This is a genomic window from Buttiauxella sp. (assembly GCF_049686335.1).
Lineage (GTDB): Bacteria > Pseudomonadota > Gammaproteobacteria > Enterobacterales > Enterobacteriaceae > Buttiauxella.
The window spans coordinates 75,369-91,744 of sequence record NZ_JBAVHX010000025.1; the positions used below are offsets into that span (position 1 = coordinate 75,369).

A 16,376-nucleotide genomic window follows, 5' to 3' on the forward strand; every position below is an offset into this window, starting at 1 on the left:
CGCTCCTCCAAACTCAAAGCCTCAAAACAAAAAAACCCCGCCGAAGCGAGGTTTTCATCAAAGATTCTAAAATTATTTAATTTTAGCTTCTTTGTACAGTACGTGTTGACGGACAACTGGATCGAACTTTTTCAGTTCCAGTTTTTCCGGCTTAGTACGCTTGTTCTTCGTGGTGGTATAGAAGTGACCAGTACCAGCAGAAGAAACCAGCTTGATCTTCTCGCGAACACCTTTAGCCATGACTTAGTTCCTCTTAGTACTTCTCGCCACGGGTACGCATATCGGCCAAGACCGTTTCGATACCCTTCTTATCAATTACACGCATACCTTTAGCAGATACACGCAGTGTGACAAAACGCTTCTCGCTCTCAACCCAAAAACGGTGAGAGTGCAGGTTCGGCAGGAAACGGCGTTTGGTCGCGTTCATTGCGTGGGAACGGTTATTACCGGTCACCGGACGCTTGCCAGTAACTTGGCAGACTCGGGACATGTCTATTCTCCAAAAATCAAATTAGCTCGAGCTTCGTATAGGGTTATGGCGCCTCGTCAGGCCGCAAGCCTGGTCCCTGGCGGTTCAATGTGAACCACAGTGCCAGGCGCATAATGCCAAAACCCGAGATTCTCAAAGGTGGCGTAGTATACGCTGCCTAACGCATGTGCTCAAGTCCCGAACAGACAAAGATCCCCAAGGATCGCGAAATTCGGCCTAAATCCACCCACGTTCTGCAAAAGAAACGTACTCTCCACGGCCAATAACAAGATGGTCGAGCACTCGAATATCCATAAACAGGCAAGCTTTTACGATGCGTTCGGTGATAACACGATCAGCTTTACTCGGTTCTGCTCGACCAGACGGGTGATTATGCGCGAGTATTAGCGCCGCTGCATTTGATTTCATCGCTTCACGTACAATTTCTCTCGGATGGACCTCTACATGGTTCAATGTTCCAGCAAACATTGGACTATGTTTAATCACCCGGTTTTGGTTATCGAGGAAAATAACCATGAAGATCTCGCGTTCTGCGGTCGTCAGTTGGCTTTGAATAAACTCCCTGACTGAATCTGGCCCTTTTAAAGAAAGCTCTTCAACGCCCCGCGAATAGTAGTAACGCCTTGCCAGCTCAGCGATAGCGTTAAGCTGGGTGTATTTCGCATGACCAATGCCCTTCACGTCTTTAAATTGCGAGTAATCAGCCGACAACAGCCGGCTAATTGAGCCAAATTGATGTAACAAGCTCTGCGCAAACGCCAGCACATTCATGTTTTGACTGCCTGTTCGTAAAAATAGCGCCAGTAACTCGACATCGGTTAATGAGGCGGCGCCAAATTCCAGCAGCTTCTCTCGCGGCAGACATGCTCTTTCCTGCTCGATTATCTCACTCATCAGAACCTCCTTGCCCTTTATGCAGCTCATTGTGCACAACTTGATAAGCCCACACGATATGCAGATCTTCCACATGCGGGATATCTCGCAAACTGCAAAAAAGTCGTTACTCAGTGAGTGTGGTAAAATAGCCAAATGACTGTGACTTCTGGTGGAAAAATCATGATGGGGCTTTCTGGCAAAAAAATTGTTCTGGGTGTGAGCGGCGGTATTGCGGCTTATAAAACCCCGGAACTGGTACGCCGTCTGCGTGAACGCGGGGCTGAGGTAAGAGTGGTCATGACAGAGGCGGCAAAAGCCTTTATTACGCCACTGAGTTTACAAGCCGTGTCAGGTTATCCGGTGTCAGACAGCTTGTTAGATCCCGCCGCCGAAGCAGCAATGGGTCATATAGAATTAGGTAAATGGGCTGATTTAGTTATCCTTGCACCCGCGACGGCTGATTTAATTGCCCGCATTACTGCAGGTATGGCAAATGACCTGGTGAGCACGATTTGTCTCGCGACACCTGCCCCTGTTGCTGTTGTCCCTGCAATGAATCAACAGATGTACCGGGCCGCAGCGACTCAACATAACCTTGATGTTCTCTCCTCACGCGGTTTGTTGCTTTGGGGTCCAGATAGCGGCAGCCAGGCCTGTGGCGATATCGGCCCTGGCCGGATGCCAGACCCATTAACGATTGTAGATATGGCCGCTCAACATTTTGCTGTGATCAAAGATCTGCAACATCTCAATGTCATGATTACCGCCGGCCCGACCCGCGAACGCCTGGATCCCGTGCGCTACATCACCAACGATAGTTCCGGGAAAATGGGTTATGCCATCGCAGCTGCTGCTGCTGCACGCGGTGCAAATGTGACGTTAATTTCAGGCCCGGTTTCTTTGCCAACGCCACCATGGGTTAAACGAGTTGATGTCATCACAGCCCTGGAAATGGAAGCCGCAGTCCAACAGCACGTGCAGGAGCAACAAATTTTCGTTGGCTGTGCCGCGGTTGCAGACTATCGTGCCGCAACTGTTGCTGATGAAAAAATCAAAAAGCAAGGCGATGAAATCACAATAAAAATGATCAAAAACCCGGATATTGTCGCCGGTGTCGCAGCACTTTTAACTCATCGTCCTTATGTTGTTGGGTTTGCCGCCGAAACAAATAATGTGGAAGAATACGCCCAGCAAAAACGCGTTAGTAAAAACCTTGATCTGATTTGTGCCAACGACGTATCACAGGCAGGACAAGGATTTAACAGCGAAAACAATGCATTACACCTTTTCTGGCAGGATGGAGACAAAGTCTTACCGCTTGAGCGTAAAGAACTCCTTGGCCATCTTTTACTGAACGAGATAGTTACCCGTTATGATGAAAAAAATCGACGTTAAAATTCTGGACCCACGCGTTGGCCAACAATTCCCACTGCCGACTTATGCTACTTCCGGCTCTGCGGGTCTTGACCTACGCGCATGTCTGGATGACGCCGTAGAGCTTGCTCCTGGTGTAACCAAACTGATTCCAACCGGGCTGGCTATCCATATCGCCGATCCAACTCTTGCGGCAGTCATTTTGCCTCGTTCAGGTCTTGGTCATAAGCATGGCGTTGTTTTAGGCAACCTTGTTGGGCTGATAGACTCAGACTACCAGGGGCAGTTAATGGTTTCCGTCTGGAACCGCGGCCAGGATCACTTCACTATCGAACCCGGTGAGCGAATTGCTCAAATGGTATTTGTGCCTGTCGTTCAGGCCGAATTCAACCTGGTTGAAGATTTCGATTCTAGCGACCGTGGCGAAGGTGGTTTCGGCCATTCAGGACGCCAGTAACTTCATTTAAGAACGTAACCCCACAGCGTAAAATATGTGAAAAAACCGCAAACTTTAAGTTTGCGAGCGCTGTGTGGCTACCTGCCTGACAAGTGCGTTATTTCAGGGGTATTTTAGAACATGGCAGAAAAGCAAATTGCGAAACGGAATCGTCGCGAAGAAATACTTCAGTCTCTGGCCCAAATGCTTGAATCCAGCGATGGTAGCCAACGAATTACGACTGCCAAGCTCGCAGCGACTGTAGGTGTTTCCGAAGCTGCACTTTATCGACATTTTCCCAGCAAAACGAAAATGTTCGATAGCCTTATCGAATTTATTGAAGACAGTCTGATTACCCGTATCAACCTCATTCTGAAAGATGAGAAAGATACCCACGCACGTCTGCGCTTAATTGTTCTCTTGATTCTGGGATTCGGTGAACGTAATCCTGGACTGACGCGCATTCTCACCGGGCATGCGCTGATGTTTGAACAAGACCGCCTGCAAGGCCGTATCAATCAGCTCTTTGAACGTATCGAAGTGCAATTGCGCCAGGTCATGCGTGAAAGAAAGATGCGTGAAGGTGAAGGTTACAGCACGGATGAATCGCTACTTGCGAGCTTACTGCTGGCATTTTGTGAAGGAACGTTATCGCGTTTTGTACGTAGCGAGTTCCGCTATTTACCGACAAGTGATTTTGATACCCGCTGGCCGCTGATTGCCGCACAACTTCGTTAAAAAGTAAGGGCCTTTGAAAGGCCCTTTTTATTTACACGCCGTACTGGGTACGGTATTCGCGCACCGCGGCTAAATGCACGGCCATCTCAGGTTTTTCTTCCAGATAATCAATCAGGTCTTTGAGAGTGATGATAGAAATCACCTGGCACTGATAATCGCGCTCCACTTCCTGAATCGCAGAGATTTCTCCACGACCACGTTCCTGACGATCCAGTGAGATAAGAACACCCGCCAACGAGGCGTTATTGGCTGCAATAATTTCCATTGATTCACGGATTGCAGTACCGGCAGTGATCACGTCATCCACCAGCATCACGCGCCCTTGCAGGGCACTGCCGACCAGGCTGCCACCTTCACCGTGATCCTTGGCTTCTTTGCGGTTGAAGCAATAAGGGATATCACGCTCATGATGTTCTGCCAATGCAACGGCAGTCGTCGTCGCGATAGGGATACCTTTGTAAGCCGGCCCAAACAGCAAATCAAAATCAATACCAGAATCCACTAACGCGGCGGCATAAAAACGGCCCAACAGTGCCAGATCACGCCCGGTATTAAATAGTCCAGCGTTAAAGAAATAAGGGCTGGTACGCCCGGATTTCAACGTAAATTCGCCAAACTTCAGTACCTGCTTGTTAAGCGCAAATTCAATAAACTGGCGCTGATACGGTTTCATGGATTTGCTCCTATGCATGTCATATAGATATAAAAAAGGCGACTATTAAAGTCGCCTTGAAAATTAATTTTCTAATGCCGCCTTCTGCGACATTACGATAGTTTCGATTCCCCCTCGCGCCAGCGCCAGTAGCGACAACAACTCTTCATGGGAGAACGGCTCGCCTTCAGCGGTGCCCTGAACTTCGATCATGCGGCCATCTTCCATCATCACGACGTTCATGTCAGTTTCTGCAGCAGAATCTTCAACATATTCGAGATCACACAAAGCGGCGCCGTTTACGATACCGACGGAAACGGCTGCAACCATCCCTTTCATTGGGTTAGTTTTCAGTTTGCCTGCGGCGACCAGCTTCTTAAGAGCATCAGCCAGTGCAACACATGCACCTGTAATAGATGCAGTACGGGTGCCGCCATCTGCCTGCAGCACATCGCAGTCCAGCGTAATGGTGTATTCGCCAAGGACTTTCAAATCCACTGCTGCACGAAGAGAACGCGCAATCAGGCGCTGGATCTCAAGAGTACGGCCGCCCTGCTTACCTTTTGCCGCTTCGCGAGCATTACGGCTGTGAGTCGCACGTGGCAACATGCCGTATTCAGCAGTGATCCAACCCTGGCCCTGGCCTTTCAGAAAGCGCGGTACACCTTCTTCAACGGTGGCGGTACAAAGTACTTTAGTATCGCCGAACTCGACCAGCACGGAGCCTTCTGCGTGTTTGGTGTAATTACGGGTCAGGGTGACTGGGCGCACTTGTTCGGCGCTACGACCTGATGGACGCATGGGGTTATCTCCGGCTAAAACGAATGTGGCTGCGCATTATACGGACTTCGCTCGCTTATTCCTATCCTGCAAGTCCTGGCATGGCTATAATCCCCACATCTATTACAGAATACGGCTACGAAATATGATCCGCAGTATGACCGCTTATGCCCGACGTGAAGTAAAAGGCGAATGGGGCAGCGCCACCTGGGAGTTACGTTCGGTAAACCAGCGTTATCTTGAAACTTACATCCGTATGCCGGAACAGTTCCGTAGCCTCGAACCTGTGGCTCGCGAGCGTATTCGCACCCGCTTAACTCGCGGAAAAATCGAATGTAACCTGCGTTTCGAGCCCGATACTCGCGCACAAAGCTCTTTGCTGCTTAATGAAAAACTGGCTAAGCAGCTGGTTGAAGCAGCGAATTGGGTAAAAATGCAAAGCGACGAAGGCGAAATTAATCCGGTCGATATTCTGCGCTGGCCGGGTGTTATGTCCGCTCAGGAACAAGATCTTGATGCCATTACTGCTGAAATTCTGGCAGCGCTTGATGGCGCGCTGGACGACTTTATTGTTGCCCGCGAAACTGAAGGTGAAGCTCTGAAAGCAATGATTGAGCAACGTCTGGAAGGCGTGAGCGCTGAAGTTGTCAATGTTCGTGCTCAAATGCCAGAAGTCCTGAAATGGCAGCGCGAACGCCTGGTGGCGAAACTCGAAGATGCTCAAGTTCAGTTGGAAAACAACCGTCTGGAGCAAGAGCTGGTGTTGATGGCGCAGCGTGTCGATGTTGCTGAAGAGCTGGACAGACTCGAAGCGCACGTCAAAGAAACCTACAACATCCTGAAGAAAAAAGAAGCCGTTGGCCGTCGTCTCGACTTTATGATGCAGGAGTTCAACCGCGAGTCGAACACCCTGGCATCAAAATCCATCAATTCAGATGTCACCAATTCAGCCATCGAACTGAAAGTGCTGATTGAACAGATGCGTGAACAGATTCAGAACATCGAGTAATTTTCTGCTTGGACTTTCTTAGCCCGCATATTGCGGGCTTTTTAATGTGAATTGATATCCCCCATCACTTTAACCTCAATAAAATTAATCCACCAAAAAATTAAAACTCATCGAGAAACCCTTATTTTCTGATAAAAACAAAATCCAGTCATTAGAAAATATAATCCAAAACCCAACGCTTTAGAAAAACTCAATCGTGACTTTATTCACAAAACGCTACCCTCTACGCGTTTCTACAGGAGGTATCAGTGCTGCTACATATTCTTTATTTGGTCGGTATTACTGCCGAAGCAATGACCGGCGCGTTAGCTGCTGGCCGCCGCCGCATGGATACTTTCGGCGTGATAATCATTGCGACAGCCACGGCACTTGGAGGTGGTTCGGTACGCGATATTCTTCTCGGCCACTACCCATTAGGTTGGGTGAAACATCCAGAGTATGTGGTGATCGTCGCCATCGCAGCCGTACTGACCACTGTATTTGCCCCGGTAATGCCCCATCTTCGTCGCCTTTTCCTGGTACTCGATGCTCTTGGACTTGTGGTGTTTTCCATTATCGGTGCGCAAATAGCATTGGATATGGGCGAAGGCCCGATCATCGCCATCATTGCAGCCGTTGTTACGGGCGTATTTGGAGGTGTTTTGCGCGACATGTTTTGTAAGCGTATCCCTCTGGTTTTCCAGAAAGAGCTTTATGCCGGAATCGCTTTTGCCTCCGCGGTGCTTTACATCGTTCTGGAGCACTACGTTTCGAACCAGGACGTTGTAATTATCTCCACCCTCATTTTCGGTTTCACCACACGCTTGCTCGCGTTACGCCTGCGCCTTGGTTTGCCGGTGTTTCATTACAAACACGCGGACCACTAGTCGGCAAATCCCCGAATTCCCTGCTGCGCAAGAAAAACCACTAGCGCAGCAATTTGGGAATGATTTACAAACTCCACCAACTTTTTGGCCCTCACAGCACCAATACCCGGTAGTTTTTGCCAACTCAGCTCATCACGCGCAACTAACTGCGACCACTGTGAATCGGGCAGCGTGGCAAACACAGCGCGGGGTAGGGGTAAACCAAATGCGAGCAGCCACTGCCTGAAAGGCCGCTGGCGAACTTGCGAGAATTGCTGCCAAAGATGAGCCGCTTTAGCTGGTGAAACTCCATTTATCTGCAAAAGTTCTTCCTGGGTGACAGTGAGCCAGGCAAAAATATGCTTAAGACTCAGGTTCTGTTGGATCTGCTGCCAGGAACGCACGCTTACCCAATTGATGTTCAGAACCGCTGGAGAACTCATCCAGGCCAGGCGCGCAATAAATTGCTCGCGGCACCAGACTTCAAAAAAGAGACAGCTTAGGGGTGTAACCATTTTATCTGTGGGTGGCTGCGGTTTGTTGCGTTGGCTCACACGCCATACCACTTCATCAACGCGCGGGATCCCTTGCCCTGCAAGACTCACCATCACTTGATCGCCCACGGCAATATCCAGAGTTTGCCAACGTTTGACTGAACCTACATTCACCCGTTTAACCTGTTTATCATCGATCTGTAAGGGGTTCAGTCTGAGCACCACGGCCACCTTTCCTGTGCGCCCTACCGTAAATTGAATGTCCTTAACTTCGGCAATTTGCTGAGCAGGCGGGAATTTCCATGCAATCACCCACGTTGCTTTACCTGGAAGCCAATATCTCCCCGCCGGCTCTGTTGCCTCACGAACCACGATACCGTCGGTCACAAAAGGAAGGGGGGTCGTAAACCAGTCCTCGCGCAACATCGCTATTTTTTCTACAGAGCTAACAGGTATGGACCAAATTTTGGTTAGCGGAAAACCAGCCTGAGCGAGCGTGTCCAGCTTCGAATTCATATCCGCAGGACCATCTGGCCACGCCCAAATGAAAATCCCCAGCTCTTGAAGCAGGTCCTGGTCGCTTTGACTCATCATGGCACCGGCCACTTTTGCTCGCGCACTGATGCCCCCCATCGTTTTCTGTATGTGCTTATCCCTTTTCCAGAAAACCTCGCCTTGCAATACGCTATTGGCCAGTGGACCTGAAACAGTCTTAGGGATAGTGGGGATTTTTTTGGCCTTTTCTGTCCAGTCTTGCCCTTTCTCACCATCCCCTCGGCTAAGCAGTTTAGCCAGATGACCATGCTGATAAATCAGAGTCACCGCCACACCATCGACTTTAGGTTGGACCCAGAGATCGGTTTTGCCATTTACCCACCGGGCAATGGCGATACGGTCTGGCAGTTTTTTGACACCGGTATGCGCAATCGGGTGTAACGCTTTTCCCTGTGTGGCTAGAAGCGGCTGTGGTGGCTTTTCCGAGGGTTGAAAGCATCGCTGCCATTCATTGTATTGCCCGCGCAGACCGTCATAGGTTGCATCGCTGACTTCACTCACACCTTGTTGGTAATAAGCTTGATCCCACTTCTCGAGCTTTTCATTCAATTTCGCCATCTCCTGCTGCGCTTGCACAGATGACCAGGCCGGACACGTTGCCGACGCCATGGCGCTCAGCAGTCCCATAAACCCGATAAGTTTTGTTATCCACTTCATAAGTCCCTCCGTGTAGAAGCGAGAAGAGATATAACGCCAGCAAACATGCAGTGCTAATGGCGATTAAAAATGATGCGAGGAGCTTTCAGAGGTATTTAATTTGTTGCAGTAACAAGCGGTGTTTTTTGGAAAACATTACGCAAATTGGTAGAAATATTGCCGGGGAACACGACAAATTCTCCGTGACACGGAGACGCCGTGTATAATAGGCCCGTATACGCACTTCTTTTTATGCTTACCGAATAAGTTAGAACTCATGGCTCAAGGCACGCTTTATATCGTTTCCGCCCCAAGTGGCGCGGGAAAATCCAGCCTCATCCAGGCTTTGTTAAAGACACAACCGCTTTATGACACACAGGTTTCTATCTCCCATACCACCCGCGGTATTCGCCCGGGAGAGAACCACGGCGAGCACTATTTCTTTGTAGAAAAGGAAGAGTTTAAGCAGATGATTGCTGAAGACGCATTCCTTGAGCACGCCGAAGTGTTTGGCAATTTCTACGGCACTTCACGCCATGCCATTGAACAAGTTCTGGCAACAGGTGTGGATGTGTTCCTGGATATTGACTGGCAAGGTGCGCAGCAAATTCGTCAGAAAATGCCGCAAGCCCGCAGTATTTTTATACTGCCGCCGTCAAAAGACGAGTTGGACCGCCGCCTTCGTGGCCGTGGGCAAGACAGTGAAGAAGTTATCACTAAGCGAATGGAGCAAGCTGTTGCAGAAATGAGCCATTATGCTGAATATGACTACTTAATCGTCAACGACGATTTTGACACCGCACTGTCAGATTTAAAAATTATCATTCGTGCCGAGCGTCTACGAATGGGTCGCCAAAAAGCGCGACATGACGCTTTAATCAGCAAACTATTGGCAGACTGAGCCCAGTTTCAGTATCATGCCCAGTCATTTCTTCATCTGTGGAGCATTTTAATTATGGCACGCGTAACTGTTCAGGACGCTGTTGAGAAAATTGGTAACCGTTTTGACCTGGTTCTGGTCGCCGCACGTCGCGCTCGTCAGATGCAAACTGGTGGTAAAGATCCACTGGTGCCTGAAGAAAACGATAAAACGACTGTAATCGCACTACGCGAAATCGAAGAAGGGTTGATCACCAACCAGATTCTCGATGTTCGTGATCGTCAGGAGCAGCAAGAGCAGGAAGCCGCAGAACTGCAGGCTGTTACCGCTATTGCTGAAGGTCGTCGTTAATTAGCCTGCGGGTAGCCCTTGTATCTGTTTGAAAGCCTGAATCAACTGATTCAACAATACTTGCCCGAGGAGCAAATAAAGCGACTTCGGCAAGCATACCTTGTTGCGCGTGATGCTCACGAGGGACAAGCACGTTCAAGCGGTGAACCCTACATCACCCATCCCGTAGCTGTTGCCTGCATTCTGGCCGAGATGAAACTCGACTTTGAAACGCTGATGGCCGCACTCCTGCATGACGTGATCGAAGACACCCCTGCCACCTACCAGGATATGGAACAACTGTTTGGCAAAAGCGTTGCCGAACTGGTGGAAGGGGTATCTAAGCTAGACAAACTGAAATTCCGCGATAAGAAAGAAGCTCAGGCTGAAAACTTCCGCAAAATGATCATGGCGATGGTGCAAGACATCCGCGTCATTCTGATCAAACTCGCCGACCGTACGCACAACATGCGCACTCTCGGGGCATTGCGCCCTGATAAGCGTCGCCGCATTGCTCGCGAAACCCTCGAAATCTATAGCCCTCTGGCACACCGTCTTGGTATTCATCACCTCAAGACTGAGCTGGAAGAGCTAGGCTTTGAAGCGCTTTATCCGAACCGCTACCGCGTCATTAAAGAAGTGGTTAAAGCGGCACGGGGTAATCGCAAAGAGATGATTCAAAAAATCCTCTCTGAAATTGACGGGCGTTTGCAAGAAGCGGGCATTCCTTGTCGCGTGAGCGGCCGCGAAAAACATCTCTACTCCATCTATTGCAAAATGACGCTCAAAGAACAGCGTTTCCACTCGATTATGGATATCTACGCCTTCCGCGTAATTGTCCACGATATGGATACCTGTTATCGCGTCCTTGGGCAAATGCATAGCCTCTACAAGCCACGTCCTGGCCGGGTGAAAGACTATATTGCCATTCCGAAGGCGAACGGATATCAGTCTTTACACACTTCAATGATTGGCCCACATGGCGTGCCGGTTGAAGTGCAAATCCGTACCGAAGATATGGATCAGATGGCTGAGATGGGGGTTGCCGCGCACTGGGCTTATAAAGAGCAAGGTGAAAGTGGCACAACGGCACAAATCCGCGCCCAGCGCTGGATGCAAAGCCTGCTGGAATTACAGCAAAGTGCAGGCAGCTCATTTGAATTTATCGAGAGCGTAAAATCCGATCTGTTCCCGGATGAGATTTACGTTTTCACCCCGGAAGGGCGTATTGTCGAACTGCCTGCGGGCGCGACACCTGTTGATTTCGCCTATGCAGTTCACACTGACATCGGCCACGCCTGTGTCGGTGCGCGAGTCGACAGACAACCCTATCCGCTGTCTCAGTCGCTCAGCAGCGGCCAGACAATCGAAATCATTACCGCTCCAGGCGCTCGCCCGAACGCCGCCTGGCTGAATTTTGTCGTGAGCTCTAAAGCGCGCGCCAAAATCCGCCAGATGCTGAAAAATCTCAAGCGTGACGACTCCGTTAGTCTCGGTCGCCGTCTGCTAAACCATGCCTTAGGTGGCAGCCGTAAATTAGCTGAAGTTCCGCCAGAAAATATTCAGCGTGAGTTGGAGCGTATGAAGCTCGCCACGCTTGATGATTTGCTGGCTGAAATCGGCCTCGGTAATGCCATGAGTGTGGTGGTCGCGAAAAACCTGCAAGGTGAATCGTCTGTGGTGCAGCAAGGCCACTCACCGACTCATAGTCATCTGCCGATTAAAGGTGCAGATGGCGTGCTGATTACCTTTGCTAAGTGTTGCCGCCCAATCCCTGGCGACCCGATTATTGCGCACGTCAGTCCAGGCAAAGGGCTGGTTATCCATCATGAGTCTTGCCGTAACATCCGTGGCTACCAAAAAGAGCCAGAGAAGTTCATGGCAGTGGAATGGGATAAAGAGACCGAGCAAGAGTTCACCACCGAAATTAAGGTGGATATGTTTAACCATCAGGGTGCGTTAGCAAACCTGACGGCTGCGCTCAATAACGCAGGCTCCAATATTCAAAGTCTGAATACTGAAGAGAAAGATGGCCGTGTTTACAGTGCGTTCATTCGCCTGACTGCACGTGACCGTGTCCATTTGGCGAACCTCATGCGTAAAATCCGCGTGATGCCGGATGTGATTAAAGTTACCCGCAACCGAAACTAGTGTTATGAATCCTCAACGTTATGCGCGTATTTGCGAGATGCTCGCAAGGCGTCAGCCTGATCTGACTGTCTGTATGGAGCAAGTCCATAAACCTCATAACGTCTCGGCGATTATTCGTACTGCCGATGCCGTTGGTGTTCATGAAGTTCACGCGGTCTGGCCGGGTAACCGAATGCGCACCATGGCCTCTTCAGCCGCAGGCAGCAACTCCTGGGTTGAAGTCAAAACCCATCGTAATATCGGCGATGCCGTTGCTCTTCTCAAAAGCAGCGGAATGCAAATCCTCGCGACCAACCTTTCTGCTAAAGCTGTCGATTTCCGTGAAATTGATTACACGCGCCCAACCTGTATTTTGATGGGGCAGGAAAAAACCGGCATTACTCAAGAAGCATTAGCGCTGGCAGACCAGGACATCATTATTCCGATGATCGGGATGGTGCAATCGCTCAATGTTTCCGTGGCCTCCGCACTTATTCTTTATGAAGCACAGCGCCAGCGTCAAAACGCCGGAATGTATCATCGTGAAAACAGTACCCTGCCAGAGTCCGAACAACAGCGTCTGCTGTTTGAAGGCGGCTATCCTGTACTGGCGCGAGTTTCCCGCCGGAAAGGTTTGCCCTACCCGCATGTGAATCAGCAAGGTGAAATAGAAGCTGATGCCGCATGGTGGGCCACAATGCAGTCTGCGGAGTAGTCAGATGAAAGGTCGTTTGCTGGACGCCATACCGTTGAGTACGCTTGCCGGAGTGGGTGCCAGCCAGAGCGGCAAACTGGCCAAAATTGGCCTGCACACCATTCAGGATCTTCTGCTTCACCTCCCGCTTCGCTACGAAGACCGCACGCATCTCTATCCAATCAACGACCTCATGCCGGGCACGCACGCCACGGTAGAAGGTGAAGTGCTGAACTGTAATATCAGTTTTGGTCGTCGCCGGATGATGACCTGCCAAATTTCTGATGGCACCGGGATCCTGACCATGCGGTTTTTCAACTTCAATGCGGCAATGAAAAACAGCCTCGCAACCGGAAAACGAGTGCTTGCTTATGGTGAAGCAAAGCGTGGGACGCACGGCGCTGAGATGATTCATCCGGAATACCGCATTCAGGGTGACCTAAGTACACCAGAATTGCAGGAAACCCTGACACCGGTTTATCCGACAACTGAAGGGATTCGCCAGGCCACTTTGCGCAAACTGACCGATCAGGCGCTGGAATTGCTGGATACCTGCGCTATCACTGAATTGCTCCCTGCGGATTTGAGCACGGGAATGATGAGCCTGCCTGAAGCGTTGCGTACTTTGCATCGTCCGCCACCGACGATGCAGTTAGCCGACCTGGAAACGGGGAAGCACCCGGCTCAGCAGCGCTTAATCCTTGAAGAATTACTGGCGCATAATCTCAGTATGCTCGCGCTCCGTGCGGGTGCTCAGCGTTATCACGCTTTGCCCCTGCATAATCATGATGAATTAAAAAACCAACTGCTGGCCGCACTGCCGTTTAAACCTACGGGTGCACAACAGCGTGTCGTGGCAGAAATTGAACATGATATGGCGCTGGATGTACCGATGATGCGTCTGGTGCAAGGCGATGTGGGCTCGGGTAAAACGCTGGTTGCGGCACTTGCCGCATTGCGGGCGATTGCGCACGGCAAACAAGTCGGTTTGATGGCGCCAACAGAATTACTCGCCGAACAGCATGCTAACAATTTTCGTCAGTGGTTTGCGCCATTAGGCATTGAGGTTGGCTGGCTTGCGGGTAAGCAAAAAGGCAAAGCGCGTATCGCGCAACAAGATGCCATCGCCAGTGGTCAGGTCTCGATGGTGATAGGAACACACGCGATCTTCCAGGAACAAGTGCAGTTCTCTCAGCTCGCACTGGTTATCATTGATGAACAGCATCGCTTTGGCGTTCATCAGCGCCTGGCGCTGTGGGAAAAAGGCCAGATTCAAGGATTCCACCCTCATCAACTTATCATGACCGCAACGCCAATTCCTCGAACGCTGGCGATGACCGCCTACGCGGATTTGGATACGTCGACTATCGATGAGCTGCCCCCAGGTCGTACCCCGGTCACCACGGTTGCCATCCCGGATAGTCGTCGCAACGATATTATCGACCGCGTACGTGGCGCATGTAGCGATGAAGGCCGTCAGGCATACTGGGTTTGTACGCTGATTGAAGAGTCGGAGTTACTTGAAGCACAGGCCGCAGAAGTGACCTGGGATGAGCTGAAAGCCGCCCTGCCGAATCTGAATGTCGGGCTGGTACATGGCCGGATGAAACCGCAAGAAAAGCAATCAGTGATGCAGGCTTTCAAAGAAGGGTCGATTCATCTGCTGGTCGCCACCACGGTGATTGAAGTGGGCGTTGATGTCCCAAATGCCAGCCTGATGATTATCGAAAACCCAGAGCGTCTGGGGCTTGCGCAACTCCACCAGCTGCGCGGCCGTGTCGGTCGTGGTGCCGTCGCGTCTCATTGCGTGCTGCTTTACAAGTCGCCTCTGTCGAAAACAGCGCAGCTGCGTTTGCAGGTGTTACGTGATAGCAACGATGGCTTTGTGATTGCGCAAAAGGATTTGGAAATTCGTGGGCCGGGGGAATTACTCGGTACGCGTCAGACAGGCAACGCCGAGTTTAAAGTGGCAGATTTACTGCGCGACCAAGGGATGATCCCTGAAGTACAGCGCCTTGCACGCCATATCCATGAACGCTATCCAGAACAGGCAACCGCGCTCATTGAGCGCTGGATGCCTGAAACGGAACGCTATTCAAACGCCTGATAATTTAGCCAAAGATTGGCAACATCAGGTACATCTTAATGACCAGCGCGTTGACGATATCAATAAAGAACGCGCCAACCATCGGAACCACCAGGAACGCCATGTGCGACGGGCCAAAACGCTCGGTAATTGCCTGCATATTGGCGATAGCTGTTGGTGTTGCTCCCAGACCAAAACCACAGTGCCCTGCGGCGAGAACCGCTGCATCGTAGTTTTTCCCCATCAATCGGTAGGTCACGAAAATCGCATACAGCGCCATAAAGATGGTTTGCACTGTCAGGATCGCCAGCATTGGCAGCGCCAGTGAGGCCAACTCCCAAAGCTTCAGGCTCATCAGCGCCATGGCGAGGAACAGAGATAAACAGACGTTCCCCAGCACCGAAACCGCACGTTCAAATACCCGATAAAAGCCGAGCAGCGAGAGTGTGTTGCTGAGGATAACCCCCACAAACAATACGCAAACGAACGTCGGTAATTCAAAGCTGGTGCCTTGAATGAGATGCGCCGCAAACTTACCCACGGTAAGACAGATAGCAATCATCGCGATGGTTTCAATTAACACCATCGAGGTGATCATGCGCCCTACTGCCGGTTTTTCGAAAGCGGTAGGATCAATACTGTCATCCGGCGTGCCATCTGGTGTGGATGAGTGTTTGACCAGGTAACGTGCAACTGGCCCACCAATCAAACCACCCAAAACCAAACCGAACGTTGCGCAAGCCATGGCAACTTCGGTGGCATTCTGGAAGCCATAACGTTCACTGAACAATTTACTCCAGGCAGCACCCGTACCATGGCCGCCAGACAGAGTAATAGAACCCGCCAGTAAGCCCATTATTGGATCAAGGCCTAGCAGGCTCGCCATACCAATACCAATGGCGTTTTGCATCACCAGCAAACCCACCACCACAATCAGGAAAACACCGACCACTTTGCCACCTGCACGCAGGCTGGAAAGGTTTGCATTCAGGCCGATAGTGGCAAAGAAAGCGAGCATCAATGGGTCTTTGAGACTCATATCAAATTCAAATTCCCAACCGACACTTTTTTTAAGCACGAGCAAGGCAAGGGCGATTAACAGACCACCCGCTACGGGTTCAGGAATAGTGTATTTTTTGAGTAGCGGTATGGTGTGGACCATTTTTCGGCCCAGTAACAACACGAGAGTCGCAGCAACAAGGGTAGAAAGAGTATCGAGATAAAACATAGAATTGCTCCTGTTTGCGCATATTTCTCACAGACGCTTTTAATTTATCCTTCACTGGATTTTCAGGTTCTAGAAAAATCAGCAGCTGGATTTTAACCAAAAAGGAGTCAAAAGTTATATAAAAAGCTGGTTATAGATGCTTT

The 16,376-nt window shown here is 50.4% G+C and carries 17 protein-coding genes; 10 read left to right on the forward strand and 7 right to left on the reverse strand.

The window, feature by feature from the left end:
- Positions 1-72: 72 nt before the first annotated feature.
- The 3 genes from rpmG to radC form a co-directional block, all read right to left on the reverse strand.
- Positions 73-240: a 50S ribosomal protein L33 gene (gene rpmG / locus WBL83_RS16640; RefSeq protein WP_002208990.1), complete on the reverse strand. Its 168-nt coding sequence runs from the start codon at positions 238-240 to the stop codon at positions 73-75.
- A gap of 13 nt (positions 241-253) precedes the next feature.
- Positions 254-490 (reverse strand): 50S ribosomal protein L28, encoded by a 237-nt coding sequence (rpmB, locus tag WBL83_RS16645; protein WP_034461465.1) that lies wholly within the window; start codon positions 488-490, stop codon positions 254-256.
- A 216-nt stretch (positions 491-706) separates the two neighbouring features.
- The gene (radC, locus tag WBL83_RS16650) at positions 707-1,372 is read right to left on the reverse strand and encodes a RadC family protein (protein WP_424590225.1); all 666 of its coding nucleotides are present in this window, start codon (positions 1,370-1,372) and stop codon (positions 707-709) included.
- A 177-nt stretch (positions 1,373-1,549) separates the two neighbouring features.
- Here radC and coaBC point away from each other — a divergent pair, with 177 nt between their 5' ends.
- The 3 genes from coaBC (at position 1,550) to slmA (ending at position 3,914) form a co-directional block, all read left to right on the forward strand.
- A complete protein-coding gene (gene coaBC, locus WBL83_RS16655) occupies positions 1,550-2,761 on the forward strand; it encodes a bifunctional phosphopantothenoylcysteine decarboxylase/phosphopantothenate--cysteine ligase CoaBC (protein WP_424590226.1) in 1,212 nt (403 codons plus the stop codon).
- Entirely contained in the window at positions 2,739-3,197 is a 459-nt protein-coding gene (dut, locus tag WBL83_RS16660; protein WP_183272936.1) for a dUTP diphosphatase, read from the forward strand. The genes coaBC and dut overlap by 23 nt, the downstream gene beginning before the upstream one ends.
- A 120-nt stretch (positions 3,198-3,317) precedes the next feature.
- On the forward strand, positions 3,318-3,914 hold the full coding sequence (gene slmA / locus WBL83_RS16665; protein ID WP_424590194.1) for a nucleoid occlusion factor SlmA: 597 nt from the start codon (positions 3,318-3,320) through the stop codon (positions 3,912-3,914).
- 31 nt (positions 3,915-3,945) lie between these two features.
- Here the strand turns inward: slmA and pyrE are convergent, their stop codons facing one another.
- On the reverse strand, positions 3,946-4,587 hold the full coding sequence (gene pyrE / locus WBL83_RS16670) for an orotate phosphoribosyltransferase (protein ID WP_424590195.1): 642 nt from the start codon (positions 4,585-4,587) through the stop codon (positions 3,946-3,948).
- A 63-nt stretch (positions 4,588-4,650) separates the two neighbouring features.
- Entirely contained in the window at positions 4,651-5,367 is a 717-nt protein-coding gene (rph, locus tag WBL83_RS16675) for a ribonuclease PH (protein WP_424590196.1), read from the reverse strand.
- Between the two features lie 124 nt (positions 5,368-5,491).
- Between rph and WBL83_RS16680 the strand changes: the two genes are divergently transcribed.
- Together WBL83_RS16680 and WBL83_RS16685 are read left to right on the forward strand one after the other, a co-directional pair.
- Positions 5,492-6,355 (forward strand): YicC/YloC family endoribonuclease, encoded by an 864-nt coding sequence (locus WBL83_RS16680; RefSeq protein WP_424590197.1) that lies wholly within the window; start codon positions 5,492-5,494, stop codon positions 6,353-6,355.
- A 248-nt stretch (positions 6,356-6,603) separates the two neighbouring features.
- Positions 6,604-7,221, forward strand: coding sequence for a trimeric intracellular cation channel family protein (locus WBL83_RS16685; RefSeq protein ID WP_424590198.1), 618 nt, complete (start codon positions 6,604-6,606; stop codon positions 7,219-7,221).
- Here the strand turns inward: WBL83_RS16685 and ligB are convergent.
- The gene (ligB, locus tag WBL83_RS16690) at positions 7,218-8,906 is read right to left on the reverse strand and encodes an NAD-dependent DNA ligase LigB (RefSeq protein ID WP_424590199.1); all 1,689 of its coding nucleotides are present in this window, start codon (positions 8,904-8,906) and stop codon (positions 7,218-7,220) included. The genes WBL83_RS16685 and ligB overlap by 4 nt on opposite strands.
- Before the next feature lie 256 nt (positions 8,907-9,162).
- Between ligB and gmk the strand changes: the two genes are divergently transcribed.
- From gmk to recG, 5 genes are read left to right on the forward strand one after another with little or no spacing between them, the layout of a single operon-like run.
- Positions 9,163-9,786: a guanylate kinase gene (gene gmk, locus WBL83_RS16695; protein ID WP_424590200.1), complete on the forward strand. Its 624-nt coding sequence runs from the start codon at positions 9,163-9,165 to the stop codon at positions 9,784-9,786.
- Positions 9,787-9,840: 54 nt separating this feature from the next.
- Positions 9,841-10,116 (forward strand): DNA-directed RNA polymerase subunit omega, encoded by a 276-nt coding sequence (rpoZ, locus tag WBL83_RS16700; RefSeq protein ID WP_034461476.1) that lies wholly within the window; start codon positions 9,841-9,843, stop codon positions 10,114-10,116.
- Positions 10,117-10,134: 18 nt separating this feature from the next.
- Positions 10,135-12,246, forward strand: coding sequence for a bifunctional GTP diphosphokinase/guanosine-3',5'-bis pyrophosphate 3'-pyrophosphohydrolase (gene spoT, locus WBL83_RS16705; protein WP_270141730.1), 2,112 nt, complete (start codon positions 10,135-10,137; stop codon positions 12,244-12,246).
- A 4-nt stretch (positions 12,247-12,250) separates the two neighbouring features.
- Positions 12,251-12,940, forward strand: a complete 690-nt coding sequence (gene trmH, locus WBL83_RS16710) for a tRNA (guanosine(18)-2'-O)-methyltransferase TrmH (protein WP_424590201.1) — start codon at positions 12,251-12,253, stop codon at positions 12,938-12,940.
- 4 nt (positions 12,941-12,944) lie between these two features.
- Positions 12,945-15,026 (forward strand): ATP-dependent DNA helicase RecG, encoded by a 2,082-nt coding sequence (gene recG / locus WBL83_RS16715; protein ID WP_424590202.1) that lies wholly within the window; start codon positions 12,945-12,947, stop codon positions 15,024-15,026.
- 4 nt (positions 15,027-15,030) lie between these two features.
- On the opposite strand, the gene gltS is transcribed toward recG, so the two are convergent.
- Positions 15,031-16,233 carry a sodium/glutamate symporter gene (gene gltS, locus WBL83_RS16720; protein ID WP_424590203.1) on the reverse strand — a complete coding sequence of 401 codons (1,203 nt, stop codon included), beginning with the start codon at positions 16,231-16,233 and terminating at the stop codon, positions 15,031-15,033.
- Positions 16,234-16,376: the final 143 nt, after the last annotated feature.

Coding starts and splice junctions, on each gene's coding strand:
- rpmG (WP_002208990.1), bottom strand. CDS start 240: ATGGCTAAAGGTGTTCGCGAGAAGATCAAGCTGGTTTCTTCTGCTGGT.
- rpmB (WP_034461465.1), bottom strand. CDS start 490: ATGTCCCGAGTCTGCCAAGTTACTGGCAAGCGTCCGGTGACCGGTAAT.
- coaBC (WP_424590226.1), top strand. CDS start 1,550: ATGGGGCTTTCTGGCAAAAAAATTGTTCTGGGTGTGAGCGGCGGTATT.
- dut (WP_183272936.1), top strand. CDS start 2,739: ATGATGAAAAAAATCGACGTTAAAATTCTGGACCCACGCGTTGGCCAA.
- slmA (WP_424590194.1), top strand. CDS start 3,318: ATGGCAGAAAAGCAAATTGCGAAACGGAATCGTCGCGAAGAAATACTT.
- pyrE (WP_424590195.1), bottom strand. CDS start 4,587: ATGAAACCGTATCAGCGCCAGTTTATTGAATTTGCGCTTAACAAGCAG.
- rph (WP_424590196.1), bottom strand. CDS start 5,367: ATGCGTCCATCAGGTCGTAGCGCCGAACAAGTGCGCCCAGTCACCCTG.
- WBL83_RS16680 (WP_424590197.1), top strand. CDS start 5,492: ATGATCCGCAGTATGACCGCTTATGCCCGACGTGAAGTAAAAGGCGAA.
- ligB (WP_424590199.1), bottom strand. CDS start 8,906: ATGAAGTGGATAACAAAACTTATCGGGTTTATGGGACTGCTGAGCGCC.
- gmk (WP_424590200.1), top strand. CDS start 9,163: ATGGCTCAAGGCACGCTTTATATCGTTTCCGCCCCAAGTGGCGCGGGA.
- rpoZ (WP_034461476.1), top strand. CDS start 9,841: ATGGCACGCGTAACTGTTCAGGACGCTGTTGAGAAAATTGGTAACCGT.
- trmH (WP_424590201.1), top strand. CDS start 12,251: ATGAATCCTCAACGTTATGCGCGTATTTGCGAGATGCTCGCAAGGCGT.
- recG (WP_424590202.1), top strand. CDS start 12,945: ATGAAAGGTCGTTTGCTGGACGCCATACCGTTGAGTACGCTTGCCGGA.
- gltS (WP_424590203.1), bottom strand. CDS start 16,233: ATGTTTTATCTCGATACTCTTTCTACCCTTGTTGCTGCGACTCTCGTG.